This window comes from Hoeflea sp. CAU 1731 (genome assembly GCF_039888615.1).
Classification (GTDB): domain Bacteria; phylum Pseudomonadota; class Alphaproteobacteria; order Rhizobiales; family Rhizobiaceae; genus Flavimaribacter.
Genome location: NZ_JBDQQS010000001.1, coordinates 594,858 through 619,987 on the forward strand (window position 1 = coordinate 594,858; position 25,130 = coordinate 619,987).

General features: G+C 54.4%; 22 protein-coding genes. 13 read left to right on the forward strand and 9 right to left on the reverse strand.

Annotated elements, in window-relative coordinates; translation table 11 throughout:
• Window positions 1–18: 18 nt before the first annotated feature.
• A complete protein-coding gene (locus AAFN47_RS02875; protein WP_499807696.1) occupies window positions 19–1,839 on the reverse strand; it encodes an extracellular solute-binding protein in 1,821 nt (606 codons plus the stop codon).
• Window positions 1,840–2,201: 362 nt separating this feature from the next.
• On the opposite strand from AAFN47_RS02875, the gene AAFN47_RS02880 reads away from it, so the two are divergent.
• Window positions 2,202–2,825, forward strand: coding sequence for an invasion associated locus B family protein (locus AAFN47_RS02880; protein WP_499807697.1), 624 nt, complete (start codon window positions 2,202–2,204; stop codon window positions 2,823–2,825).
• A 75-nt stretch (window positions 2,826–2,900) separates the two neighbouring features.
• Here AAFN47_RS02880 and hspQ read toward each other — a convergent pair whose 3' ends face one another.
• Window positions 2,901–3,233, reverse strand: coding sequence for a heat shock protein HspQ (hspQ, locus tag AAFN47_RS02885; protein ID WP_220227650.1), 333 nt, complete (start codon window positions 3,231–3,233; stop codon window positions 2,901–2,903).
• A gap of 123 nt (window positions 3,234–3,356) precedes the next feature.
• On the opposite strand from hspQ, the gene AAFN47_RS02890 reads away from it, so the two are divergent.
• The gene (locus AAFN47_RS02890) at window positions 3,357–4,325 is read left to right on the forward strand and encodes an AEC family transporter (RefSeq protein WP_499807698.1); all 969 of its coding nucleotides are present in this window, start codon (window positions 3,357–3,359) and stop codon (window positions 4,323–4,325) included.
• Window positions 4,326–4,327: 2 nt separating this feature from the next.
• On the opposite strand, the gene AAFN47_RS02895 is transcribed toward AAFN47_RS02890, so the two are convergent.
• Window positions 4,328–5,509, reverse strand: coding sequence for a UbiH/UbiF family hydroxylase (locus AAFN47_RS02895; protein WP_499807699.1), 1,182 nt, complete (start codon window positions 5,507–5,509; stop codon window positions 4,328–4,330).
• A gap of 285 nt (window positions 5,510–5,794) precedes the next feature.
• Here AAFN47_RS02895 and AAFN47_RS02900 point away from each other — a divergent pair, with 285 nt between their 5' ends.
• From AAFN47_RS02900 to AAFN47_RS02915, 4 genes are read left to right on the forward strand one after another with little or no spacing between them, the layout of a single operon-like run.
• Window positions 5,795–7,369: an ABC transporter ATP-binding protein gene (locus AAFN47_RS02900; protein WP_499807700.1), complete on the forward strand. Its 1,575-nt coding sequence runs from the start codon at window positions 5,795–5,797 to the stop codon at window positions 7,367–7,369.
• Window positions 7,359–8,450: an ABC transporter permease gene (locus tag AAFN47_RS02905; RefSeq protein WP_499807701.1), complete on the forward strand. Its 1,092-nt coding sequence runs from the start codon at window positions 7,359–7,361 to the stop codon at window positions 8,448–8,450. Before AAFN47_RS02900 ends, AAFN47_RS02905 begins: the two co-directional genes overlap by 11 nt.
• Complete coding sequence (locus tag AAFN47_RS02910; RefSeq protein WP_499807702.1) at window positions 8,450–9,370, forward strand: ABC transporter permease; 921 nt, start codon at window positions 8,450–8,452, stop codon at window positions 9,368–9,370. The genes AAFN47_RS02905 and AAFN47_RS02910 overlap by 1 nt, the downstream gene beginning before the upstream one ends.
• 26 nt (window positions 9,371–9,396) lie before the next feature.
• The gene (locus tag AAFN47_RS02915; RefSeq protein WP_499807703.1) at window positions 9,397–10,461 is read left to right on the forward strand and encodes a BMP family ABC transporter substrate-binding protein; all 1,065 of its coding nucleotides are present in this window, start codon (window positions 9,397–9,399) and stop codon (window positions 10,459–10,461) included.
• A 75-nt stretch (window positions 10,462–10,536) separates the two neighbouring features.
• On the opposite strand, the gene AAFN47_RS02920 is transcribed toward AAFN47_RS02915, so the two are convergent.
• Together AAFN47_RS02920 and AAFN47_RS02925 are read right to left on the reverse strand one after the other, a co-directional pair.
• Window positions 10,537–10,962 (reverse strand): universal stress protein, encoded by a 426-nt coding sequence (locus tag AAFN47_RS02920; protein ID WP_499807704.1) that lies wholly within the window; start codon window positions 10,960–10,962, stop codon window positions 10,537–10,539.
• A gap of 109 nt (window positions 10,963–11,071) precedes the next feature.
• Window positions 11,072–12,625: a tryptophan 7-halogenase gene (locus AAFN47_RS02925; protein ID WP_499807705.1), complete on the reverse strand. Its 1,554-nt coding sequence runs from the start codon at window positions 12,623–12,625 to the stop codon at window positions 11,072–11,074.
• Between the two features lie 81 nt (window positions 12,626–12,706).
• Here AAFN47_RS02925 and AAFN47_RS02930 point away from each other — a divergent pair, with 81 nt between their 5' ends.
• The 3 genes from AAFN47_RS02930 to AAFN47_RS02940 all read left to right on the forward strand — a co-directional run bounded on the left by AAFN47_RS02930 (window position 12,707) and on the right by AAFN47_RS02940 (window position 16,761).
• Window positions 12,707–13,624, forward strand: a complete 918-nt coding sequence (locus tag AAFN47_RS02930) for a hypothetical protein (RefSeq protein ID WP_499807706.1) — start codon at window positions 12,707–12,709, stop codon at window positions 13,622–13,624.
• 556 nt (window positions 13,625–14,180) lie between these two features.
• Entirely contained in the window at window positions 14,181–15,434 is a 1,254-nt protein-coding gene (locus AAFN47_RS02935) for a thioesterase domain-containing protein (RefSeq protein ID WP_499807707.1), read from the forward strand.
• 82 nt (window positions 15,435–15,516) lie between these two features.
• Entirely contained in the window at window positions 15,517–16,761 is a 1,245-nt protein-coding gene (locus tag AAFN47_RS02940; RefSeq protein WP_499807708.1) for a thioesterase domain-containing protein, read from the forward strand.
• Window positions 16,762–16,781: 20 nt separating this feature from the next.
• Here AAFN47_RS02940 and AAFN47_RS02945 read toward each other — a convergent pair whose 3' ends face one another.
• The 4 genes from AAFN47_RS02945 to AAFN47_RS02960 form a co-directional block, all read right to left on the reverse strand.
• A complete protein-coding gene (locus AAFN47_RS02945) occupies window positions 16,782–17,039 on the reverse strand; it encodes a hypothetical protein (protein ID WP_499807709.1) in 258 nt (85 codons plus the stop codon).
• Window positions 17,040–17,173: 134 nt separating this feature from the next.
• Window positions 17,174–18,814, reverse strand: a complete 1,641-nt coding sequence (locus AAFN47_RS02950; protein ID WP_499807710.1) for a phosphatase PAP2 family protein — start codon at window positions 18,812–18,814, stop codon at window positions 17,174–17,176.
• Window positions 18,815–19,515: 701 nt separating this feature from the next.
• Window positions 19,516–19,977, reverse strand: a complete 462-nt coding sequence (locus tag AAFN47_RS02955) for a MarR family winged helix-turn-helix transcriptional regulator (protein WP_499807711.1) — start codon at window positions 19,975–19,977, stop codon at window positions 19,516–19,518.
• Window positions 19,967–20,446, reverse strand: a complete 480-nt coding sequence (locus tag AAFN47_RS02960) for a flavin reductase family protein (RefSeq protein ID WP_499807712.1) — start codon at window positions 20,444–20,446, stop codon at window positions 19,967–19,969. The genes AAFN47_RS02955 and AAFN47_RS02960 overlap by 11 nt, the downstream gene beginning before the upstream one ends.
• 89 nt (window positions 20,447–20,535) lie before the next feature.
• Here AAFN47_RS02960 and AAFN47_RS02965 point away from each other — a divergent pair, with 89 nt between their 5' ends.
• The 4 genes from AAFN47_RS02965 to AAFN47_RS02980 are packed head-to-tail and all read left to right on the forward strand — an operon-like array spanning window position 20,536 to window position 25,129.
• Window positions 20,536–21,573 (forward strand): 2,5-dihydroxypyridine 5,6-dioxygenase NicX family protein, encoded by a 1,038-nt coding sequence (locus AAFN47_RS02965; RefSeq protein ID WP_499807713.1) that lies wholly within the window; start codon window positions 20,536–20,538, stop codon window positions 21,571–21,573.
• The gene (locus tag AAFN47_RS02970; protein WP_499807714.1) at window positions 21,570–22,361 is read left to right on the forward strand and encodes an alpha/beta fold hydrolase; all 792 of its coding nucleotides are present in this window, start codon (window positions 21,570–21,572) and stop codon (window positions 22,359–22,361) included. Before AAFN47_RS02965 ends, AAFN47_RS02970 begins: the two co-directional genes overlap by 4 nt.
• On the forward strand, window positions 22,354–23,619 hold the full coding sequence (locus tag AAFN47_RS02975) for an acyl-CoA dehydrogenase family protein (protein WP_499807715.1): 1,266 nt from the start codon (window positions 22,354–22,356) through the stop codon (window positions 23,617–23,619). Before AAFN47_RS02970 ends, AAFN47_RS02975 begins: the two co-directional genes overlap by 8 nt.
• Window positions 23,600–25,129: an AMP-binding protein gene (locus AAFN47_RS02980; RefSeq protein ID WP_499807716.1), complete on the forward strand. Its 1,530-nt coding sequence runs from the start codon at window positions 23,600–23,602 to the stop codon at window positions 25,127–25,129. The genes AAFN47_RS02975 and AAFN47_RS02980 overlap by 20 nt, the downstream gene beginning before the upstream one ends.
• Window position 25,130 lies beyond the last annotated feature (1 nt).

The following is a 25,130-nucleotide window of genomic DNA, read 5'->3' on the forward strand; positions in this document are numbered from 1 at the left end:
ACACTATCTCCACGCCGGTCAGTTGGCGGTGCTGTCCCACCACGTCGGCAACTGATATCCATAAATGGACGTTTCTTCGGGATGATCAAGGCGCGATTGGTAGGCTACACGCTGCCCGGGCAGGTAATACAGCGGCACGACATAATGTCCGGAGATCAGAACGCGATCCAATGCCCTTGCCGCCGCAATGAAATCATCCTTTCCTCTTGCAGCGAGTAGTGCGTCAATCATCGCATCGATCGCCGGGTCGGCAGTTCCCGCGTAATTGAAGCTGCGATCTTCGTCACGGGATTGACTACCCCAGCGCCCGAGCTGTTCAACGCCGGGCGACAGCGATGAGGGATAGCTCTTGATGATCACATCATAGTCGAAGCTGTTTGTTCGTTGCTGATACTGGGCGTCGTCCACAGTTCGAATTTGCATGTCAATACCGAGCGCCGAGAGGCTGCGCTGGTAGGCCAGAGCCAGTTTCTCCTGACCCAGGTTCTGTGTCATGACTTCAAAGGACAGCTGTCTTCCCATCTCGTGTACGAGTTGGCCGTCGCTGATCGAATACCCGGCTTTCTTTAGCAATTGAAACGCCTGGCGCTGGATCTTTCGGTCTCTTCCGCTGCCGTCTGTCTCGGTCGCTCTGTAGCGTCCCTCGATTACTTCAGGAGCCACTGCGTCGGAGTAGGGGGCCAGCAATTTCTGTTCCAGATCGCTTGCGGGGACGCCGATGGACGATAGCTCTGATCCCTGAAAATAACTTTCTGTCCGTTTGTAGGCACCTTCGAACAGTGTCCGGTTGACCCAGTTGAAATCGAACAGCATCGCCAAGGCGTGTCGCAGATCGACGTTCTGAAATACCGGGTTTCGCGTGTTGAAGACGAACCCATACATGCCGGCTGGCGTCTTTTCCTCGAAGACCTTTTTGACAATTTCACCCTTTTCAACAGCGGGAAAATCATATGAACGGTCCCAGGCGACCGGATTGCCTTCCATGTAGACGTCGAAAGCGCCTTTCTTGAAAGCTTCGAACTGTGAACTGTCGGACAGAAAGTACTCGATGGAAATCTCATCGAAATTGTCGAAACCCCGTTTCACCGGAAGATCACGCGCCCAATAGTCGGGTCTGCGCTCGAAAACAATGCGTTCTCCCGGGCGTATTTCCTTGATTTTGTATGGACCGGAGGTGACGGGTTCAGCAAAAGTCGTTTGATCGAAGGTCTCGACGTCTGTCGCATGTTCCGGAAGAACGGGCATCAGGCCCAGGATGAGGGGAAACTCGAAACCGGCGTTCTCGGTCAATGTAAAACGCACGCTCATTTCGTTGACCTTCTCCATGAGCGTCACGTATTTAAGCCGGTCTGAATAGGGAGGACGCGCCTTTTTCTCGAACAGTTCGAAGGTGAAAATGATGTCGTCCGCCGTAATCGGCTCGCCATCTGACCATCGTGCTTTTGGATTGACATTGAACTGTATCCAGGAGTGATTTTCATCGAACTCCACAGATTCCGCAATCAACCCGTACATGGTGAAAGGTTCGTCTTTCGACCGTTGCATAAGTGGTTCATATGTCAGATGGCCGAACTGCGGGTCCCACATGCCGCGAGCGGTCGTTCTGACGCCCTTCACGATGAAGGGATTGAGCGTATCAAAGGTGCCGACGACGCCATAGGCTATCCGCCCGCCCTTGGGTGCGTCGGGATTGGCGTAGGGAAAGTGCGTATAGTCTGCGCTCAGTGCGGGTTCGCCGCGAATTGCAATTGCATGCGTTGAATCGTCGCTGAAGGCGGAGGCGCCAAATGTCAGGAGCGCTGTGATTACAGCAACAAACCTCATAAACACTTTACGCATAGCGCCTTATCTCCCTGATTCTGTTCGGGGCAGTATGGCAGCAAGCCAAATTGTGATTCAATTACCCCGACAAAATAGAGTTTATGCCTCAAATGAAGCCTAATTTTGTATTCAACCATGAAGACGGGGTGACAGGAGCGGCGTTTATGCTTAGACAACATCGAACTATGAAAGATCGCGAAGCGCGACTTGTTCGTCATTGCGCTTCGCCAGGGAGGAAAGAACGAACGCTACAATCCAGGTTCTGCCAGAACCGCCGGCGGGGCGATTGAACGGTGATCCAGCAGAATCGGCAATGAACGTCAAAAATTCATCACAATAATAACAATGGTGATCCGGAAATCTCAGGAGATTCGATTTCGATGACTTTCAAAACCTCGACCGTCTTCAAGGCAGCTCTTGCAGCTATCTTTGCAGGCACTGCATCGCTGACCGGTGTGGCAGCCTCCAATGCCCAAGCGCCCGGACAGGGTTGGTACAAGGTATGCACCAAGCAGGAAGACAATGACGTCTGCGTCGTGCAATATATCATTCAGGCTCAGACCGGACAGCTTGTAACAGCTGTTGGTCTCGTGACGGTTGAAGGCAAGGTCAACCGCAGGGCAATGCAGGTGACCGTGCCTCCGGCGCGCCTTATTCCGCCAGGCATCCAGTTGCAGATCGACGGTGGTGAAGCGCAGCGTTTACCCTATACGATCTGCATGCCGGACAAATGCGTGGCAGAAGTGCAACTGACAGACGGCATCATCAGTTCGATGAAACGTGGTGGTGAAGCGGTATTCACTTCCATCAACTATCAGCGCGCGCCAAATCCGATCAAGATTTCACTCTCGGGTTTCACGGCGGCCTTCGACGGACCTCCGGTCGAGCAGTCTGACCTGCAGGCTTCACAGCAGAAACTGCAGGAAGAAATGCAAAAGAAGATTCAGGCGGAACGGATGAAGCTTGAGGAAGCTCAAAAGAAAGCCATCGAAGAAAGCAATTGATTGTTGCGATCTCTTGCGGAATGCAAAGGGGGAGCCGGTTCGGCTCCCCCTTTTTGTTTCAGACAATGGCAGGACCTAGTGGCCTATCGGACCCCTAAGGCGATAAATTCCATCGTCGCAGCCCTCGAAAATTTCCGGAATCTGAGGATGCTGAACCGGCTGTCCGCTATCGTCGGGAATGAGGTTCTGTTCAGAAACATAGGCGATGTAATCGGTATCGTCGTTTTCTGCAAACAGATGATAGAAGGGCTGGTCTTTGCGGGGGCGTACTTCTTCCGGAATGGATTCATACCACTCTTCAGTATTATTGAAGGTTGGGTCCACATCGAATATGACGCCCCGGAACGGGTAAATACGATGTCTTACCGTCTGGCCAATCTGAAACTTTGCTGTTTCGGCTTTGAACATAACTTCGTCTCCTGATTGGGAAATTGCTGCAATGCGGTCAGAAAATCAATGATAATCATAGAAAAAATTAATCATTCACATACCGCGTTGAAATATACGCAAAGCCGCCTGGTCTAGGGTCAGATGGCGCACATTGCCGGTCTTATATTGCCGCTATTCGGTTTGATCGGCCTGGGATATCTCGGGGCCCGGGTCAATCGTCATCCACTCGAAGGTCTGAGTTGGCTCAACATATTTGTGCTCTACTTCGCACTCCCGGCGATGTTCATCCGTCTGTTGTCTGCCACGCCCATAGACCAGCTTGCGCAGATCGATTTCGCGCTCGTCTGCCTGCTCGCAACCTATCTTATTTTCGTCCTCGTGTTCGGCCTGGCCTTCTTCCTGCGTGGCGCCACGCTTGCCGAATGCACGATCCAGGGGCTTGCCGGTTGTTATGGAAACATCGGCTACATGGGACCTGCATTAGCTCTACTTGCTTTTGGCGACGCGGCTGGCGCTCCGTTGGCGCTGATCCTGGTTTTCGACAATACGGCGCATTTTTGCGTTGCGCCTGCGCTAATGGCCCTTTCAGGCAGCGAGAAACGAGGATTTCTGGCAATTACGCGTTCCATAGCCGTTCGTATCGCCAGCCACCCGATTATCCTGTCAATAATCGCCGGGATTATCATCGCGTGGATGGCCCCGCCAATCCCCGAAGCGGTGGTCAGGTTGATCGATTATCTGGCGCAAGCCGCCGCGCCCTGCGCATTGTTCGCCATGGGCGTCACACTAGCTCTCAGACCACTCAAACGTCGCCCCGTGGAACTGACCTATATCGTGCCTGCAAAACTCATCCTGCACCCAATAATCACTTATGTAGTGCTATCGCTCGCAGGTAATTATGATGATGTCTGGATATTCACGGCAGTGCTTCTAGCAGCCCTGCCTACCGCAACAAATGTCTTTGTGATCGCCCAGCAGTACAATTTGTGGATGGAGCGCGCCTCTGCCACCATAATGATCACGACAACACTTTCGGTTCTGTCGGTTTCCACCCTGTTGCTAGGTATGAAGGCGGGATGGTTCCCTGCGGACTTTTACCTGAACCCTTGATGTCAGTTCGCCACACCAGGTAGCAGCGACCGGGCAGGGCCCATGCCTTCACGCATTGCGAATGCTCTCAGCGGCGGGATATGGGCCAATGCCGTCATTCCGGCATATCGGGCCATCTGCACTGGCAAAAAACCGTTGAGGAGCGATCGATTCAAGATATCGACGCCATAGGTGCGGCTTCCAACGTCCGACCGCCTCCCGCGATCGAATGCGTCTCCGATCGTGGCTTCGCCGCCAGTCTCAATTTGGCGAAGCAGATCCATAAAAACACTGACGTCACGCAGTCCGAGATTGAAACCCTGTGCTCCGATCGGTGGAAATACATGACCGGCTTCCCCCAAAAGCACACTTCGTCCTTTACCAAGTTGAGTGGCGATCAGTCCCGAAAACGGAAAAAAGCCGCGCGCGGATGCGATTTTAACCTTTCCGAGCATCGAATGCATACGTTTTTCTACCTGTTGACCAAGATCGTCGTCTGTATTCTGTCTCCTATCAACCGCATCCAGCGGGTTCATGGCCCATACCAGGCTGGAGCGATTGCGCCCCAGAGGCACCTGAGTAAAAGGTCCGGCCGGGGTGTGAAACTCATTTGAAGTATCGTCATGATCGTATTCATGATCGAAATTCAGGACGATGGCCGTTTGTGGGTAGGACCATGACCGTGTAGATATGCCAGCAGAGCGCCGCACAAGGGAGTTGCGTCCGTCCGAGCCGGCGAGAATACGTCCCTCCAGCTGCGCACCATCCTCCAAGACAATTCTTACTCCGTCTTCCTCGTGAGTGATCTTCTCCGCAGCAACCTTAAAAACCGTGACGCGCTCTACATCATGCAAAGCATGCATCAATATCTTCTGCAGTTCAGCATTCAAAATATTGTAGCCAAACGCCTCTTGAGAGATCTCCTGAGCCCTGAAGGTCAAAGGCGGAGACCGAAAGAGTCGCCCCGTGTCGTCGACTATGCGCATTGTTTTCAGAGGCGCAGCCTGTTCCAGAAACGCAGAATCAACACCGAGTTGCTTGAGAAAGCGAACCGACGGCATCATCAAAGCAGTGGTGCGCCCGTCCGGGGTGGGATTTTGTGGCGCAATAAGCGCTACATTCTTTGCTGAATGGCAAGCCGCCAGCGCAGCAGCGGCGCCCGCAAGACCACCTCCGCAGACGATTACGTCGAACTGTGGAGTCATGTTCTGGTCGCCTCCGTATTTCTCATATGGTCAGGAATTAGCGCTGGAAGCACGTCCTGTCCACAACTCCCGAACCATTGCGTCAATCTGCTGCGACGCAGCAAAATCATGTGGAACCGGGGTCATATCAATACAATACTTGATGACAGTTACCCGTCCTTTTGCAATTATGTGTCAAATTCTTGAAGCAGTTTTCATTTCGAGAGCATTTCAAGATCACGTGGGCTGTGACTAGAATGCTCTGGGTAACCAGGAAATTAACAGCTTCACTCGGGGAGAGTGTATTTGGTCGAGGCGAGACAGGATGGGGACGACTGCCTGCTTGAAGTTCGGGATCTGACAAAGATCTTCGGAGAATTCCGCGCCAATGACGGAATCGATCTTAAAATCAATTCCAGTGAAGTCCATGCTTTGTTGGGTGAAAACGGAGCAGGGAAATCGACACTCGTAAAAATGCTGTTCGGATCTCTCGAACCGTCTGGCGGGCAGATATACTGGAAGGGCGATCCGGTGGAAATCCGCAGTCCGGGTCAGGCGCGGGCGCTAGGCATCGGCATGGTCTTCCAGCATTTTTCGCTGTTTGAGGCTCTGACCGTCGCAGAAAACATCGCCCTCTCGATGGATAACGACGTACCGATCGAAAAGCTAGCCGATCAGGCTGAAAAACTCTCACGCGAATATGGCCTTCCGCTTGATCCAAACGCCCATGTCGCCGATCTTTCGGTGGGCGAGCGGCAACGCATCGAAATTGTCCGAACTCTGCTCCAGAATCCCGAACTCATTATCCTCGACGAGCCGACTTCTGTCCTGACGCCGCAGGAAGCGGACAAGCTTTTCGAGACGCTTGAAAAAATCCGTTCCGAGGGCCGTTCGGTGCTGTATATCAGCCACCGGCTGGAAGAAGTGAAACGCCTTTGCGACCGCGCGACAGTCTTGCGACACGGAAAGGTTACAGGCGCCTGCGATCCTGGCCAGGAAACTGCGGCCTCACTGGCCCGCATGATGGTTGGTTCGGAGGTCAAGGCTGTCACCCAACACGCCGGTTCGGCGGGTGACGAGGTATTGCTCCAGACAAACGGGCTTTCTGCGCCAGCGCGGACGCCGTTCGCAGTAGCCCTGAAGAACATCAATCTGTCTGTCAATCGTGGCGAGATTATCGGAATCGCTGGTGTTGCAGGCAATGGCCAGAGCGAATTGTTCGAAATGCTTTCCGGCGAATTCCTTGCCCACGACGCCAACGCGATCGCAATTGGCGGAAAGCCGGTAGGAAAACTCGACATTTCAGGTCGGCGCCTCCTCGGAGCGGCCTTCGTTCCGGAAGAGCGGCACGGGCATGCCGCCGTTTCCCAGATGTCTCTATCGGACAACATGATCCTTGCGCGGCACCGCTCAGACGCGAAGGTGTTTCTGGAGGGAGGACCGCTGAAAATCATCAATCGCGGCGCGGTTAAAACGGCGGCTCAACGTATCGTTGAAGATATGGATGTCCGGAAATCAGGCGAAGATCCTCAAGCCTCCTCGCTGTCCGGGGGCAATCTCCAGAAATACATAGTCGGACGGGAACTCGACCGGCAACCCTCGGTCATGATCGTCAATCAGCCGACTTGGGGCGTGGACGCCGGAGCTGCAAGCCGGATCCGGCAGGCGCTGATCGACCTTGCCGAAAACGGCTCGGCAGTCGTTATTATCAGTCAGGATCTCGACGAGATATTCGAAGTGGCGACCAAAATCGCAGTCATCAACGAAGGTACGCTTACAGAGGCTGAACCGGCCGCTGACATGACGCTTGAGAGGATCGGGCTACTGATGGGTGGTGTCCACGGAGAGGACCACGGGTCGGAGGCGTCTCATGCGCATTGAACTGGAACGGCGACGGCAACAATCTCCGCTGTTTTCAATTTTCTCACCGTTCCTGGCGCTGCTCCTCACAGTCCTCGCCGGCGTGATCATCTTCTGGTTGCTGGGCAAGAACCCATTCAGCGCGCTCTACAGCTTCTTCGTGGAGCCATTGACCGAAGTCTGGTCCCTGCACGAGCTTACAATCAAAGCCGCACCGCTGATTATAATTGCTGTCGGACTGTCCGTCTGTTTTCGATCCAACAATTGGAATATCGGGGCGGAGGGCCAGTTCATCATGGGGGCGGTCGCCGGTTCCATTCTACCGGTCCTTCTTCCTAGCATGCAGGGTTATATTGTCCTGCCGCTCATGATGTTGATGGGTATGCTCGGCGGAGCAGCCTATGCCGCAATACCGGCGCTTTTGAAAACCCGCTTCAATACCAACGAGATCCTCTCCAGCCTCATGCTGGTCTATGTGGCTCAACTCTTCCTCGACTGGCTGGTGAGAGGAGCATGGCGCAATCCGGAGGGTTTCAATTTTCCGGAAACGCGCGAATTTCACGACTACGCGATTCTCCCCGAAATCGTTCCGTCGTCGGGTCCGACCAATTACGGTTTCGTCTTTGCGATCATTGTGACGCTTCTCACCTGGTTCATGATGCGCCACATGCTGAAAGGCTTTGAGGTTTCGGTGCTCGGCCAGTCAACGAGGGCAGGGCGCTTTGCCGGGTTCTCAAATTCCAAGATGGTCTTTTTCGCCTTCCTGTTTTCTGGCGCGCTTGCAGGCCTGGCTGGTATCTCTGAAGTCTCCGGCGCCATAGAACGGCTCCAGCCGGTGATCTCACCTGGCTATGGGTTCACGGCAATCATCGTCGCGTTCCTCGGTCGGCTAAATCCACTGGGCATATTCGCCGCAGGTCTTGTCCTTGCTCTGACCTATCTCGGCGGAGAGGCGGCGCAAATATCAATCGGGCTTCCCGACAAGATCGCTGATGTATTCCAAGGGCTGTTGCTGTTCTTTGTCCTGGGTTGCGACACGCTCATCAACTATCGGGTAAAGTTGGTGTTTGACCGGACTGTCAAGGAAGGAGGGGTCTCCTGATGGATCTGACTCAGGCGGTCATCCTAACCATCGTGACAGCTGCGACACCGCTGCTTCTTGCTGCGATCGGAGAACTGGTCGTCGAACGTTCCGGCGTCCTCAACCTTGGCGTCGAAGGTATGATCATAATGGGGGCGGCGGTGGCATTCGCCGTCGCCAAGCTTTCGGGCAATCCCTATCTCGGCGCTTTGTGTGGCGCTCTCACGGGAGCCGCCTTTTCTCTACTGTTCGGCTTTCTGACCTTGACCCTTGTCACGAACCAGGTCGCGACCGGACTGTCCCTCACCATCCTCGGGCTTGGGCTTTCCGGCATGATCGGGGAAAGTTTCGTCGGTCAGGCAGGGGTGCCGCTCAATGAGATTGCGATCCCTGTGCTTTCGACCATTCCGTTTATTGGACCGCTTCTGTTTAATCAGGACATCATTTTCTACATCTCGATATTGCTTATTTTTGGTGTGTCCTGGTTTCTGTTCCGCACGCGCGCCGGCCTGCGTTTGAGGGCAATCGGCGACAATCATCATTCGGCGCATGCTCTGGGCACTCCGGTGATCCGAACCCGTTACCTTGCCGTCATGTTTGGCGGCGCCTGCGCCGGTCTAGCAGGCGCGCAATTGTGTCTTGTTTATACACCGCAATGGGTGGAGAACATGTCGGCAGGGCGAGGCTGGATTGCGCTGGCGCTTGTCGTCTTTGGCAGCTGGCGTCCACTACGGGTTCTTGCAGGCGCCTATCTGTTCGGGGCTGTAACCATCGGACAATTGCACGCCCAGGCGCTGGGCGTTGCAATTCCATCGCAGTTCCTCTCCGCTCTGCCATATCTTGCAACAATCGTGGTTCTCGTGTTGATTTCGAGAAACCGTCGATTGACGTTGATGAACACACCGGCCTGTCTCGGACAGGGATTTGTGCCGGACCGCTAAACGAAACCAAAACCAAAGGGTGAAACATGAAAAGATATATTCTGGCCCTGTCGGCTGCCGCGCTCATTTCCATGACCGCTGGGGCTGCACAGGCTGCAACCAAGGTCTGCTTCCTCTATGTCGGCTCCAAAACCGACGGCGGCTGGACCCAGGCTCACGATATCGGACGCCAGGAACTGCAGAACCATTTCGGCGACGAGGTGGAAACCGTCTATCTAGAGAATGTGCCGGAAGGCCCGGACGCCGAACGCGCGATAGAGCGCCTTGCCCGATCAGGCTGCGAGTTGGTGTTCACCACCTCGTTCGGATTCATGGATCCGACCATCAAGGCCGCCGAGAAATTCCCGGACGTGAAATTTGAACACGCGACCGGTTACAAGACAGCCGACAACGTCACCACTTACAATTCCCGTTTCTATCAAGGTCGTTACATTTCAGGCATGATCGCCGGGAAAGTGTCGGAAAAAGGCGTAGCAGGATATATCGCTTCCTTCCCCATTCCCGAAGTCGTGCAGGGGATCAACGCATTCCTGCTGGGCGCACAGTCTGTAAACCCGGATTTCACAATCAAGGTCGTGTGGGTCAATTCCTGGTTCGATCCGGGCAAGGAAGCCGACGCCGCCAAGGCGCTGATCGACCAGGGCGTCGATATCCTGACGCAGCACACGGATTCAACTGCGCCGATGCAGGTTGCCGCAGAACGCGGAATCAAGGCCTTTGGCCAGGCGTCGGACATGATCGAGGCTGGACCCGAGACACAGTTGACGTCGATTGTGGACACCTGGGGGCCTTACTACATCAAGCGCACCCAGGCTGTGATGGACGGAACATGGGAATCGCAGTCGAGTTGGGACGGCCTGGCTGAAGGCATCCTGACAATGGCCCCCTACACAAACATGCCTGATGACGTGAAGCAGATGGCCATGGACCTCGAAGCCAAAGTCGCCAACGGCGAAACCAATCCGTTTGCGGGACCGATCAACAAGCAGGATGGTTCTATTTGGCTGAAGGAAGGCGAAGTGGCTGACGACGGCACTTTGCTCGGCATGAATTTTTATGTCGAAGGCGTCGATGACCAGTTGCCGAAATGACCGTAAGACAGCATTACAATTTACAAAGGCGCCGGCTTTTCCGGCGCCTTTTTTACATCAGCAAGGAAATATACTTCAGCGTATTACGAAGACAGGACATGTGGCGTGCCGCACTACCCGTGAAGCGGTCGATCCAAGCAGATAGTCCTGGAAACCCGGTTTGTGAGAGGCGATGACAATAAGATCCGCCTTGACGTCTTCTGCAAGGTCCAGAATTCCGCGCGCAGGTTGGCCCGAACGAATGACCGCTTCAGCGTCCACACCGCTTTCTGCGACAATCCCCCCTAGACGCTGCATGGAGGCATTCTTCGAGTTCTCGATTATGTCCGCAGGCAACTCCGCCGCCACATATCCCGGCACGTCATCGAAGACATTGAGAACGTAAACCTTTGCAGATGAGCCGCCAAGCCTCTTTGCAGCTTCAAGCATATGAGAAGCGCGCTCTTCATGAGACAAGTCTATAGGCACAATAATCGTGTTGTACATCTGTTCGCCTTCCATCTCGTTGACCGAATTTGCATCTTAGGATGTCCAAGAATCCGTCGTCTTGAGTTGAATCAATCTGACCAAATTTTTCCGAGCATTTGAATCTGCGGTACAGACCGATTTATCAGGAAGACGACTCCGCCACTTTTTCCAAATATTCACGGTGCCCCAGGCACTTGTTTGTTATTCTGAAATTTTCCTTGACGAATTTCTCCGTCGTTTTGCGCGCGTGCGACCTGACTTTGGGTGAAGAAGCCAACTCGTTCTTCGCAACCGTCCGGTCGAGATGGTTCAGCCCGTCAAGCACCGGATAGTAAAGCTGCGCATTGATGTGCGGCAATTCACAGGGGAACGCTGCGAAATCAACATAACGCGGCATTTTTCTCTTCCAGTGTTCCAGCATCGCCTTCGTCCTGTCGTGAAGGCAATTCTCCCTGACATGTCGCCAGAAAGGCTCGTCTCGTTCGCCCGTGTAATGAAGGTTGATGAACACCATGAAATCATCGATCTGGGCGGCCACGATCGAGTTGTATCGCTTCCTGTCTACGGCTTTACCTCGCGTCATCGCCGGCAAAAATTCCGTTGCGAAAAGCCTGGCCTGGACGATCGAACCATGGATTGAAGTCGCCTCAAGTGGCTCGAGAAAGCTGGAAGACAGTCCGACGGCCAAGCAATTGCCGATCCAGGAATCGTCCAGTCTTCCGCTATCGAATTTCAGATCCTTGCGCGGTTCGATCGGCTGGCCGATTGCGGCTTCAATCTCTTGCTGCGCCTGTTCCGGCGTCAGGAACTCGTCACTGTAGACATAGCCGCAGCCTATGCGATCCTGGGTCGGAATGGCCCACATCCAACCCGCCTCCCGCGCCCAAGCGAGCGTGAAAGGGAGTATTTCGTCGCCTTCCTTGTGCTCAAGCCAGAACGGCATCGCCCGATTGACCGGAAGATTCTTGCGGTAGGAAACCCACTTACCGCCGAGCCCGCCGGAAATCAGCTGACGCCGAAAGCCCGTACAGTCTATGAAGAAATCAGCCGAAATTTCCGCACCCGAAGAACAGCGTAGTTTGGTGATCAATCCTGACTCTGCGTCGAGTCCGACATCCAAGACTTCGTCGTCGATGATTTCTATATCGTCCGCCTTGCTGCGCAAATAGGCGCCAACGCGGGCCTGATCGAAATGATAGGCGTGTTCGAATGGTCCGGATGGTATGAATGCGCCGTCAAGATCGAGCCCGTATGGGCTCTTTTCGCGTTTCATGAGATGTCCGAACAGGTGAACGTTCGGTATCTCCTTTCCAGAGGCCACGGAATAGATGTGAAGCGCGGAGCCGATCTCTTCAGGCCGGAAGGAAGGGTCCACGGCAAGGAAATTCGGGTCGTCCAATGGACCATCGTAAACGTGGCCGCGGCGAAGCCATTCCTTGTGTCGAATCCCAAGCTTTATCGTCGCGCCCGTGTGCTTGATGAATTCCGTATCCTTCACGCCGATCAGATCGAGGGTCTGGCGAAATATCGCCGTGGTTCCTTCGCCTACTCCAATGGTCGGGATCTTGCTGGATTCAACCACACGTATTTCGACGGGCAGCTTCGATTCGCGCGCGTAGTGCCTTATGATAAGGCTTGTGAGCCATCCGGCGGTGCCACCGCCGACGACAACAATTTTGAAAGTTTGCTCCTCCATGACAGCAACATCACACCAGTATTACATTTTTGCAACAGTCGAATTTGCCTTTGCGCGTTGTATTAAAGCGGAAATTTCAAAATGAACGGTTTCCGCCTGGCGCTGGCCAGCGCCATGTTCTGCCTGGCCTGCATTTCTGCCTTGGCCGATGCAGCTTGGACACTGAAAAAGACTGACGTCGCAGCATACGAACGTTTGCTGAAACCGGAGCAGAAACCTGACAGCCGGGATTCCTTGCCTGACGGCGTGCTTGCCGCCTCCAACAATGGGGGGGACATAATAGCGGCCTGGTACGAAAGGCCGACTTCCAGATATCAGCACGGAATATTGGGTGACGCGATAGAGGCGTCGGTGTTGGCCGTTCGTTTGCAGAATGGAGAAACTGAGAAACTGGAATTGCCGAACACTGAGGTTTTCGAGGACCGCACACCCAGAATCCATGATCTGGACGGCGACGGATCCAATGAGGTGGTCACAATCCGGTCTTCTGTTCACAGCGGAGCTTCGGTGTCCGTGTATGGATTGAGGGAAGGGCGCCTTGTCCAGATTGCCGCGACCAAGTTCATCGGGCGGCCCAACCGTTGGCTCAATGTTGCAGGGATTGAGGATTACGTGGGTAACGGAGGGCTTCAAATCGCCTATGTCCAAACGCCGCATATTGGCGGCGTCCTAAAGCTGGTGGAACTACGCGAGGGCAAGCTGAAAAACAGAGCTGAAGCGGGAGGTTTCTCCAACCATTTCATTGGTTCGAGAAAGATGGGACTGTCGGCTTCAGGCGATTTCGATCAAGACGGAAGACTGGATCTCGCCCTGCCTGACGCCGATCGCAAGGCTCTGAGAATAGTCACGCTTGCCAATGACGTCTGGGCGAATGTCGCAGCCTTTCAACTGCCAGCCCGTATTGACAAGGACATGCTCATCGATAGGGGCCACGATGGCCAGTCAGTCGTGATCGGACTTGAAAATGGAGAATATTACAGGCTCAAATACGCTAAATAACTGTTATTATTTTATAATAATACATTTTGGCTTTGTTTCGGGAATCTGCGGATTCCGCTGACCTCTTGCTATCCTGCGAAGTTCGGTCACGAAGCGACTGAATTTTCTTTAGCAGATTCCCTGGGAATTTTCATCACAAGTTTATGCGCCTCTAATTTTCGGGCAGACACCGCGCCAGCCTGCTAAACACTGACAAACAGCATCGGTTTCAACGGCTCCCCATTGTGGCTTTCGCCGTTATGCTTGACTATACTCGAGGAGCCGGCTACTCGGCTGCGGTGGATGGGAAAGTGTCGATGCGTGAAGCCGACAAGCGGCGCGCTTTTATGCTTCCCAAACATGTGCACCGGAAGATTGCATAGCTTATCCAAACCTGCGCCAGATGGTTCCTGAAGCCGGTCAGAGTATGCTATCATAGTCTATGGTTCGCATTGTTACTGGCTGCCCACCCCAACGCAATCAGATGCAATGCGCCAGTCGCCTATCTATATAAGTAAGACACCATGCCGGCGGACAGTTTGAGATCGCTGATGGCGTCGCACAGGGGAAAGTTTGCATGCATCAGGAGTCGTCGCAGATCTCTCGGGATTCTCTCGACCTGACCAACCAGTTTATCGAGCCCGCATCGCCTGTCGAGCGTAAGGTATTAGCAATCTGGGAAGAATGCCTTGAAATCGAAAATCTAGGCATGGATGACGACTTTTTCGATCTCGGTGGGAATTCGACCAACGGGGCGAAACTAGTAACCCGGATCAATGAGACGTTCGCGGCCTCCTTTAAAACCGGCGCGCTGGTTCACTTCTGCACCCCGGCCGCCATGGTGAATCTTATCGGCTCCGATGATAACCTTTTGCTGCCCAGCAACGTCATAGCTGTCCGGCAAACCGGAAACCGGCCGCCGCTGTTCCTCGTGCATGGCGCCGCCGGCATTGTTTTCCCCACGCCGCAGTTCATGGCGGGATTTCACAACGATCAGCCAGTCTATGCATTTCAGATACGTGGATTTGACGGGCGTGACGAACCGCTCGACACGGTCGAAGAGATTGCCGCGGATTACGTCGACTCAATGCTGCAAGTCAGTCCTGATGGCCCCTGGTTTATCGCCGGCTATTGCGCCGGAAGCTGGATCGTCGTCGAAATGGCGCGCAGGCTCGAAACCATGGGAAAAAAAGCTGGCCGCCTGGTGCTGATTGATCCCGGTATCCAGCGCGGAAAAATGCGCGAACAGTTCGACATGCATTATTCTACGCCGGCGCGCATAATCAAGCCAGTTCTATCAACATCCGCGCTGGAAAGATTGAACTTTCACTCCAATTGGGCTCGTTTCCGCTGCTTCCTGGCGACTGGCCATTGGATCGACTACCGCGATATCGGCGCTTTCGATGTGCCAGCCGTGCGCCATTGGATATTGTCCCGGAAGAAAAACCATATGAAACGGGCTGTACGCATTGGTCAGTTAAAGAAGAAGTTTGAAAGCGAGTCGGTCGAGGACGAGGCTGTTACGCTGGAAAGCACGACGGACATAATATTGGCTTCAGCAAAACTGAAACACGCATTTTACAGCTACGCCAACAGTACACCGCTGAATCAGCCGGTCGACATCATCGTCAGCAAATCCAGGGAAAAGGAACTCGAGAACAGAAATCACCCGTTAAATACGATACTGCCACGCCAGAACAGAATCATTTCGGGAGAAAATCACACTGATGCGGTAGCATCTGCTTCTCCCGTTAATGCAAGGATCATTCAACAGATGATGGACGAATCCAACGTCGCCGATCCCCAACAATCTTTGACGACCGTGGCATAGTATTTTTGGCGTCATCACGTTTGTTGTCTTTTACTGAAAGTGCTAGAGACACCACAACTTCTGAGCACCAATGAGCGGATCAATGGATCAAAAGGTCGAACGGATTAATAGAGACGGTCTGGATCTCTATGTAGATTACGTCGCGCCCGTCAACGACATCGAAACAGACCTTCTGGAAATCTGGTCCGAAGCCTTTCAAATAGATGGCCTGGGAACGGATGATGATTTTTTTGAACTTGATGGAAATTCAATCCTCGCCACGCAGATAGCCAAGGCAATCAGCGAAAAATTCGGCGTGGAGTTCAAATCAGGCAGGCTTTCCGAAAACTCGACGATTCAGGCCGTCGCCAAAGTAATTCAGAGCGAAACCGCCTCGACCGAACGTAAAATTCCAAGCAACCTTGTGCCTGCCCGGACCGGCGGATCACGCGCGCCTCTGTTCATCATACACGGTAGCGCCGGATTTCTTTTTCCCAAGCCGCAATTCATGGCCGGTTTCCACGAGGACCAACCAGTTTACGCATTTCAGATTCGCGGATTCGACGATCAGAACGAGCCTTTCGGCACCGTAGAAGAAATAGCAGCTGACTACGCACGCTCGATACTCAAGATGAATCCGACCGGTCCCTGGTATGTGGCCGCTTATTGCGGCGGCGCGTGGATAACGCTTGAAATCATCAAAATATTCGCAGCACAGGGAAAGGCGCTCGATCGCATCGTCCTTGTCGACCCAAGGATCGAGAGAGGCAAGATGCGCGACCGGTATGAGGCGGAACGCGGATTGTTTGCCGGACGTCTTTTTGCCGGAACGACCTGGTTCGGCAAGGCAAGGGCGGAACTCTGGGTATTCCTGTCCAAGATCAGGACATTTTTCACAAACGGATCCTGGATCGACTTCAGGGACAAGGACGCGTTCGAGATTCCGGAGATCAAGAACAGGGCGATTGCGAAGCGACAAACCGGTCTTCGTTGGCGAGCCAGCAAAGCGGACAAGTTCGACGAGGACGTACGCGACAGCCTGGTTAAGATTTGCGCGTCGGACAGCGCCGCCTATGCTGCAGCAAAACTGAAATACGCTTTGCACAATTACATGAACGATACACCGGTTTCGGACCATATCGACATTATCGCCAGCCGCGAATTGCAGCGAGAAGTTGCAAATCCTCATCATCCCCTGAATAAACTACTGCCTAACCACAATCTGATCGTAACCGGACAACATCACAAGGACACGGTCGACCCGTCATTGCCGCGTAACGCCGAAATCATACAGAAGTTGCTTGATGAAGCGGGTGTGAGCTATAGGGTTTCAGCAGTTGTATCCTGAACAGGAACATGGACCGGTTTTTATCGGCGATCAGTGGCGATCGTATTGTTAGAGACCGATGTGTGACCACTGACAGTCGCGTCGGTCAGGGCTGCGCTTTCAGGAAATGAAAGCCCGACGAGCAGCGCAAAGGCCAGAAGCATTCCGATACCCATCGAACCGGCGATCACCTTGAAGTAGGCGTCATTTGAAGCGGGACTTACTTGACCCGACGCATATGCTTGTCGCGGCGACAGGGCTAACCGGCAATCAGACGTCTGCTGTGTCGTACGAGGCACTGCCAAAACGTCCTGGTGCGAAGATTTTCCGTTGGTCATGACGCGGATACCGTTTTTGAGTGAGGAGAGAGTGAATGCCGCTTCGGAGGCGCAACCGAAGCGGCATCCTGCTCTGACGCTGATCGCCTGGGCGTTCAGGCCGTCAGATGTTGAAGTTTTTCCTTGAGTTGAGGCATTGCAAATTCAATATCGACCTCGTCGAGGTCCAGCATCGGATTTTCAAATTCAACAACAGATCGGGTCCACCAGGAATTGAAGCGATATTCCCAGTCTTCCATGGCCTCCCAAGTCGGCGGCGTGCTTTCAGGCAGGGAATCCCAAGCTGGCTCGATATAGGCGCGAACGGAATCGCTAGCTGCCTTGCCATTGCTCGCTATTGTTATTCTGTCGCCATCGAAACCTGTAAACGACATGGACATTGCAAACCCGTATTCGAGCAGATGCTCCTGGAGAATCCCCACGGCCAGGCATTCGCCCAAGCGGAGGCTTTCGTAACAATCGGAATGAAAATGAACGCCTGCGAACCGGTCACCGATGGCGATGTTGGAGGCAAGCTTGTTCAGTTCTCCTTCAAGCGTGACGCCGAGGCTGTTTCCGAGGATTTCGAGCCGCTTACCCGATAGAGCGCTTGGCGCGTAGTGATGCTTTGCGCCTGTCGCGCGCGTGTAAGTGACTTTCATGTCGAAAACCGCTTTTAACACAGTAACGCAAGCGCCTGCGATGGCAGCGCGCAGGGACCCGTAGGATGGAGACATAGGAGCGCCGTCTGGCCAAGCTATGGGCAGCAGATAGTTGCGGTTGGGGTCAACCGAGAACAGGGCCTCGAAACCTCGAGGCTTTCGATCGTTTCGATCTGCATTCAATTGCGAGATCCAGTCAAGTAACACGCCGGGACGGGAGGCGTCGTCAGGTTGCCCTGCACCGAGATCGTTCAGCATAAGCTGGATCGATTTTCGGGCCTCGCCCAAATGCCGACCCTCGCCATTTGCTTCAAGCGATAGCATCGCGGCCAGAGACTCGGGCCGTCCGCGGCGGTGAACCTGGTATTGCTGCCTGCGAACTGCTCTTGTGGCCTGCAATACGGCGTCTCCCAGCAAGCGATTGATTTCTGTGAAACCCCAACTTGATGACAACCCCTTGTTGCCGAGCATAAGTCCGGGGTCGCAAGGTGCATTATTGCCGAGAAGGATGAGCGCAGCATTTACAAATGGCTGGTGAGCGGGATTCCAACGACTGCACGCGGAGAGATCACGCGGCGTCGAAACGAATCTGATCCGGTCAGAGGCGGCGTGAGACGCGGCTGCCTTGGCGCCGTTCTGACTACGCAACCAGTCATGCCAGTTGGTCAAATAATCAATACAGGCTACTGGCGCTGCAATGCGCTGATCGATTGAATATGCGCCGGCGGAAATCAGGCCGCATGAAGGCGTGCGCTCCGGATGTCGCTCGCACCCACCGCTACCTATCAAAAAAAACTGTGACAGCCAGTTTTCTCCGCCGCAAGTGGCTCCTGACAGAAGCGCGTCAACTGAGACACGACCCTGGTTCGACAACCAGGTTACCTGCCTGCGACGCAGCTCAGGCTGCGTCAATCGCCGCCCACCAAACGAAGTTGCGACGGTGCGCGCCTTATCAAACCATGCGAGTTTATCCAGTTCGTCAAAAAGATCGCCAAGATTCGCTGATTTGCCTGGTTTCAGCGGATGGGTCGGAGGGTAGTAGAATCCGATTGGGGTTTTGGGGTTCGAGAACGCGCCAAAGGGAATATCCCGCACAAGGGCCATGGCGTAGAGCTCCGCCAGTTCGGCCGTTGCCTCGCAAAATCCAAGTTTGGGGGCGGGCGGCAAAGCAATCGTCGAGGCGTCCGCTCCGTTCAAAGTATAAGCGTGTCCGTCCCGCGCGCCCTCCCACCCCAGGAATTCCTCGTTGGCGCAACCAGTCAGGATTGAGCCGCCGGCTGTTTCGGATGTCAAACTTGTCACGAACTGTTCGAAGGCGCGTCGGTTCGCTATGCCATAGGGATTGTGTGGAAGACCCTTGGTGAAACTGCTCACGCTGACTGTGGAAAAACGGTGGCAGTCTTCCTCGTTTGAAGGAACTGATAAAGTAGGGCGCTCACCCGCCATGAAGGTAGCCATGGATCGGCGGGCGAGCGCCTTCGCCGCCCTGTTCCGCCCGGAATCAACCGGTCGATAGTTGGTCTGTCTTTGCGCCATCTCAAACTCCTAAAGCAGGCAAGGCTGCTCTGGTTTGGATGAGATTCTACACTGGAACTCGTTCGACTGGAGTGCGGTGAGCGTGAAAAATACGTGATAAATATGCCACTAATAATGGATAGCAGATAAATACTAATCGTAAAAGTAACAATAATCGCTTAAAGATTGCAGAATTCAGATAATGCAATCCGAGCGCGCCTTTGGGCCGTGATTGGCCTCCGGCGCCAAAATCGTATTCAGCATCTACCTGCCTAACAGACTCAATCGGCCGAAGCGGTGCGTCTTACGAGCTCCCTGAGCGTCTCCTTCAGGACTTCGACCTCGTCGTCGCTGTAGTTGTCCAAAATTGCAGCCTCGTGATGTCTTGCCCGCGCGACAAGACAGGCTGTCAGTTCCCTGCCTTTGTCAGTCAGGCTGACACGCACCTCCCGACGATCCGACAGGGAATGGGATCTCCTGACAAGACCATCCTGCTCGAGCCTGTCGACGATACGGGTTAATGTCGGTTGTTTTTGCAGACACTCCTTCGCAAGTTGTCCGATGGTGATCCGGCCGAGTGGATGGAGACTGGCAAGAATGCGCCATTTGGGCACAGATACGCCAAGCGCCGCAAGATCCGCATGGAAACTGTTGCTGGCGGCCGCGCTGGCCTGCGCCAGAAGGTACAGCAGATAGTCGCCGGTAAAGGGTCTGTCGGTGGAGATGTCCGTTTCAACTTGCAATGTTTGCGGTTCCATACTGTCCCGAGAAGAAAAGAAGCGGCTCGCGTTCTTCCTCATTGTGCGCGTGTACGTGACCGAAGAATACAAGATGATCGCCGCCATCGGCTACCCGTTCAACCTCGCATTCAAACCTCGCGAGCGTTCCATCAAGAAGCGGCAATCCATGAACGCCGTAACTCCAGTCGATTTTCTGAAAGCGGTCGGGCGTCGGCGATGCAAAAACGCGGCTTACCTCTGACTGGCTCGCACTCAGTATATTGATGCCGAACCAACCATGTCCGGTGAAATGCCGGAGATTTGGCGAGTTACGGGTCAGGGACCACAGGACAAGCGCGGGTTCCAGCGAAACGCTGGCGAATGAATTGATGGTTACGCCGACGGGTTTGCCATCCTGAGTGACGGTCGTTGCAACGGCGACGCCGGTCGCGAATTTTCCAAGAGCATTGCGTAGGCCGCGCTTGTCACGCATCACCACCTCCTGCGAATATATATTACTTTTAATATATTTCATTTTCATATACATTGCAAATGAAGCGAGGATCGAAGAAGGAGGCCGCAGTGTTTGAGGACAGGATTGAAGCCAAGTGGATCGACGCTTTCCAGCAGGTGATGGATCTTTGCGCCATCGACGCTGGCCAGTCAGTCGCTATTCTCTCCGAGACGCAAAGCCGCTCATTGAATGTTCAACTTGCCGAACTAGCGCTGGCGCGGACCGAGGCCACCTATTTCAATGTCAAGGTGCCCACGCCTCCGCAACTTGGTCCGGCGATCCTTCGCTCAACTGGAGCATCGACCGCATTGAATGGTCAGACTGCGGCCGTATCCGCGCTATGCGGCGTGGATGTTGTTATCGACCTTACTGTCGAAGGTCTGATGCATGCGCCTCAAACAGCAGGCATCCTGAAAAGCGGGACCCGCATCCTCAACATATCCAACGAGCATCCGGACGCGCTTGAACGGTGCAAGCCGGAACTTTCGCTGATGGAGGATGTCAAGGCCGCAGTGAAACTGTGCCGTGGCGCCGACGCCATGACAGTAGCGAGCGACGCCGGCACCGATCTGACAGTCAATATGGACGGCGCCTCAACCGTCGGCGTATGGGGATGGACAGACCGCCCCGGAACGCTTGCACACTGGCCTGGCGGCATTGTGGTCAGCTTTCCAGCAGCAGGTTCCGTCAACGGTCGGCTGGTGTTTCAACCAGGCGACATGAATCTGACTTTCAAACGCTATTTCGACAGCCAGGTCGTCTTTCATCTGGAAGATGACTACGTCACCGGGATTGAAGGCAGCGGCGTCGACGCCCGCCTCATGCGCGATTATCTCGACGCCTTTGGTGACAAGAACGCATTCGCGACCAGCCATGTCGGATGGGGGCTCAATCGAGCCGCCCGTTACGAAGCGCTGACAATGTATGACATGCGGGATTGCAACGGGACGGAACTGCGGGCGGTTGCAGGAAATTTTCTGTATTCGACCGGCGCCAATGAATTCGCAAACCGTTTCACCGACGGGCATTTCGACCTGCCGATGATGGGTTGCACGATCCATCTCGATGATCGTTGCGTAGTCGAAAACGGCAAGTTGACGTCATGATGCACGCCGCAGGCGTCGCCTATCTGGAAAATGGGCGGGGAGGGACGCCTCTCGTTTGTCTGCACGGAATCGGTGGCGCAGCCGAGAGCTTCCGTCCTCAGTTGGATGGTCTCGGCGCGCATACGCGTATCCTTTCCTGGGACATGCCGGGGTACGGCGAGTCTGAAGCCGTTTCTCCGGCCAATTTTGAAACATTGTCTGAAAAATTGAGGCGATTTCTGGAGGTCAAGGGGCTCGATCGCGTCCACCTTGTCGGCCACTCCATAGGCGGGATGATAGCCATAGACTACGCGCTACGTTGTCCTGGTCAGGTTGCCTCCCTTGTCCTGATCGCGACGACGTCTGCTTTCGGAGGGCGCGACGCGGAATTCAAGGAAAGATTTCTTGAACAACGGCTTGCGCCATTGGCGTCCGGTAAATCAATGCGACAGGTCGCAGAACGGCTGGTTCCGTCAATGATCGGATCGTCGGCAGGTTCCGCCGTTATCGATGCAGCGACCGACTGGATGGCCGGTGTGCCCGTCGAAACCTATCGCGCAGTTCTCGAGTGCCTGGTCACTTTCAACCGGCGTGACGATATCGCGACCATTGATTGCCCGGCTTGTCTAATCGCCGGGGGTGAAGACCGCACGGCGCCCGCAAAAACCATGGAGCGGATGGCGTCGAAAATGCGCGAAGCAGAGTTCCATCTCGTCGAGAATGCAGGTCACCTCGTCAACATCGAGGGCCCTGCACAAACCAATCAAATCATATCGGATTTCCTGAAGAAGAGGTTTAACAATGGATAGTGGTGATACGGCCATTTTCGAGCCGGAGAACTGGCGACTGACCGACAAGCAAATCGAACTTGCGACAATCGCGCGCAAGCTTGGACAGGAAAAATTCGCTCGCCGCGCTTTCGTGTATGACCGCGAAGCGACATTCCCGACAGAGAACTATCAGGACCTTGCGTCTTCCGGCCTGTTGGGAATTTGCGTTCCGGAACGATTTGGCGGGGTAGGGGCCGATTACCAGACCTATATGCTGACAGCTGCGGAAATCGGCCGTTATTGCGGCGCGACGGCGCTTACATTCAACATGCATGTCAGTTCCTGCCTGTGGACGGGTTTTCTCGCCGATGGCCTCGATATGGACGATTGCCAGCGAAAAGAGCACGAAGCCTATCGCAAGCATCATTACGTGCGAATTGTCGAAGAAGGCGCGATCTATGCGCAGCCGTTCTCTGAAGGCGGTGCAGCGGCAGCCGGCTTCAAGGCTTTTGGCACGACAGCGGTCAGGTCGGATGGCGGATGGATCGTAAATGGCAAGAAGATTTTCGCTTCGCTCTCGGGTCACGCAGACTATTACGGCGTTCTGTGCACAGAGTTGGAGCACGCGGACGAGAAACCGTCGCGGCGCAATACGATGTACATAGCCATCCCGAATACTGCAGAAGGCGTCTCGGTGGTCGGCGACTGGGATCCCTTGGGCATGCGTGGAACAGTGTCACGCACGTTGATCTTCAAGGATGTATTCGTTCCTTACCAGGAACAATTGATGCCTCGCGGCATATACTATTCAGCGGCGCAAAACTGGCCCCATATGTTCATGACGCTGACGCCAAGTTACATGGGCATCGCTCAGGCCGCGTATGATTTCACAGTGCGGTATTTGCGTGGCGAAATCGAAGGCATGCCTCCGGTGAAACGGCGTATGTATCCGACGAAGCAACTCGCAGTCGCGCAGATGCGGATCATGCTTGAACAGACCAAGGCGATCTGGTTCCAGGCAATTTCGGAAGCCCGTCCGGGTCCGGACAAGGCGTCCGTCATGAGAGCCTGGGCGGCGCAATACACCGTCATGGAAAACGCAAACGAAATATCGCGACTGGCGATCAGAACCTGCGGCGGACAGTCCATGCTTCGCACATTACCTCTGGAACGGCTCTATCGTGACAGCCGCTGTGGTTCATTGATGCTTCCATGGACGGCGGAACTGTGCATGGACAAGCTTGGACGCGAGGCGCTCTACGAGGAAGGCGAGACCGATGACGAAGATGCTGCCTGACAGCATGGAGAGTTCGGTCGAAGCGCAGACCATCGATACTTGGATTACCGGTCACGCAGAATTCACGCCACAAAAGGCCGCGCTGATTTTCAACGGTCGGGAAACAACATACGACGGGTTGCGCAAGAAGATTGCAAGCCAGTCGGAGTATCTTTCAGGTGAACTCGGCTTGAAACGCGGCGATCGTATCGCGTGGTATGGCAAGAACAGCGACGAACAGATCATTCTGCTGTTCGCCGCGGCTCGTCTGGGTCTCATGCTTGTGCCGCTCAACTGGCGACTTGCCGCTGACGAGTTGAACTATGTGCTATCTGACGCCGGTGTACGGGTCCTGTTTCACGATACGACGTTCGAAACCGTGCTTCCACGCGTCACGCGGGAACTGGATGGAATCGTCCAAACCAGGGTCGGGCTGGAAAGCACCATACAAACCACTCAACAGATAGAGCTTGGGCGTATAACCGATCCACTTTTGCTGGTTTACACCTCCGGCACGACCGGCAGACCGAAAGGTGCTGTTATCACACAGCAGGCGGTGTTCTGGAACGCGTTGAGCAGCCGTCACGCCTTCCGCATTTCCGACACCGACGTGACTTTGAATATCCTGCCAATGTTCCATGTAGGTGGTCTGAACATACAGACCTTGCCGACATTCCTGGCGGGCGGAACCGTGGTGCTGCATGCGCAATTCGATCCGAACGCCTTCTACGCGCCGGAACTCTTCGACACTGTCACTCTCGTAACCGTGGTTCCGACGATCTTGCGCGCGCTGACCTCCCATCCGGATTGGGAAGTATTCAATCCGCCTCGCCTGAAATGCATGGCTATCGGATCGACTGACGTTCCCGTATCTTTGATTGAAAAGGTGCATGTGAAAACGATCCCGGTCGTGCAGATCTATGGAGCGACAGAAACCGGACCTGTGTCCATCTATCAAACAATCGACGAAGCATTCGATACTGTCGGTTCCATCGGACGGCGCGGGCTTCATAGCTCGATCCGTATTGTCGATGCCGAAGGCCAGGAAGCGCCGGATGGAATCCCCGGAGAAGTCTGGGTCAAAGCCCCGAACTGCTTTAGCGGTTACTGGAACAATCCTGTAGCGACGCGTGACAGCACGAAGGACGGCTGGTTCAGGACAGGCGATGTGGCTGTGCGCGATAGCAATGGACTCTACTGGTTTCAGGACAGGCTCAAGAATATTCTGATTTCCGGTGGTGAGAACATCTATCCTGCTGAAATCGAGCGCGTGTTGAGCGAACTGTCGGGAATTGGCGAATGTTGCGTCGTTGGCCGCCCTGACGAGAAATGGGGTCAGGCGCCGGTCGCCGTGGTGACCCGCGCCGACAAGACGCTCACCGCCGCAAATATCCATTCGGCTCTTAATGACCGAATTGCGCGCTTCAAGCAGCCCAAGGAAATCCTATTCGTCGACGCCTTGCCTAAAAATTCGATGGGAAAAGTGGTCGTAGACGAGGTACGCCGACTGGTTCAAACTGCCGCCAGCTGAT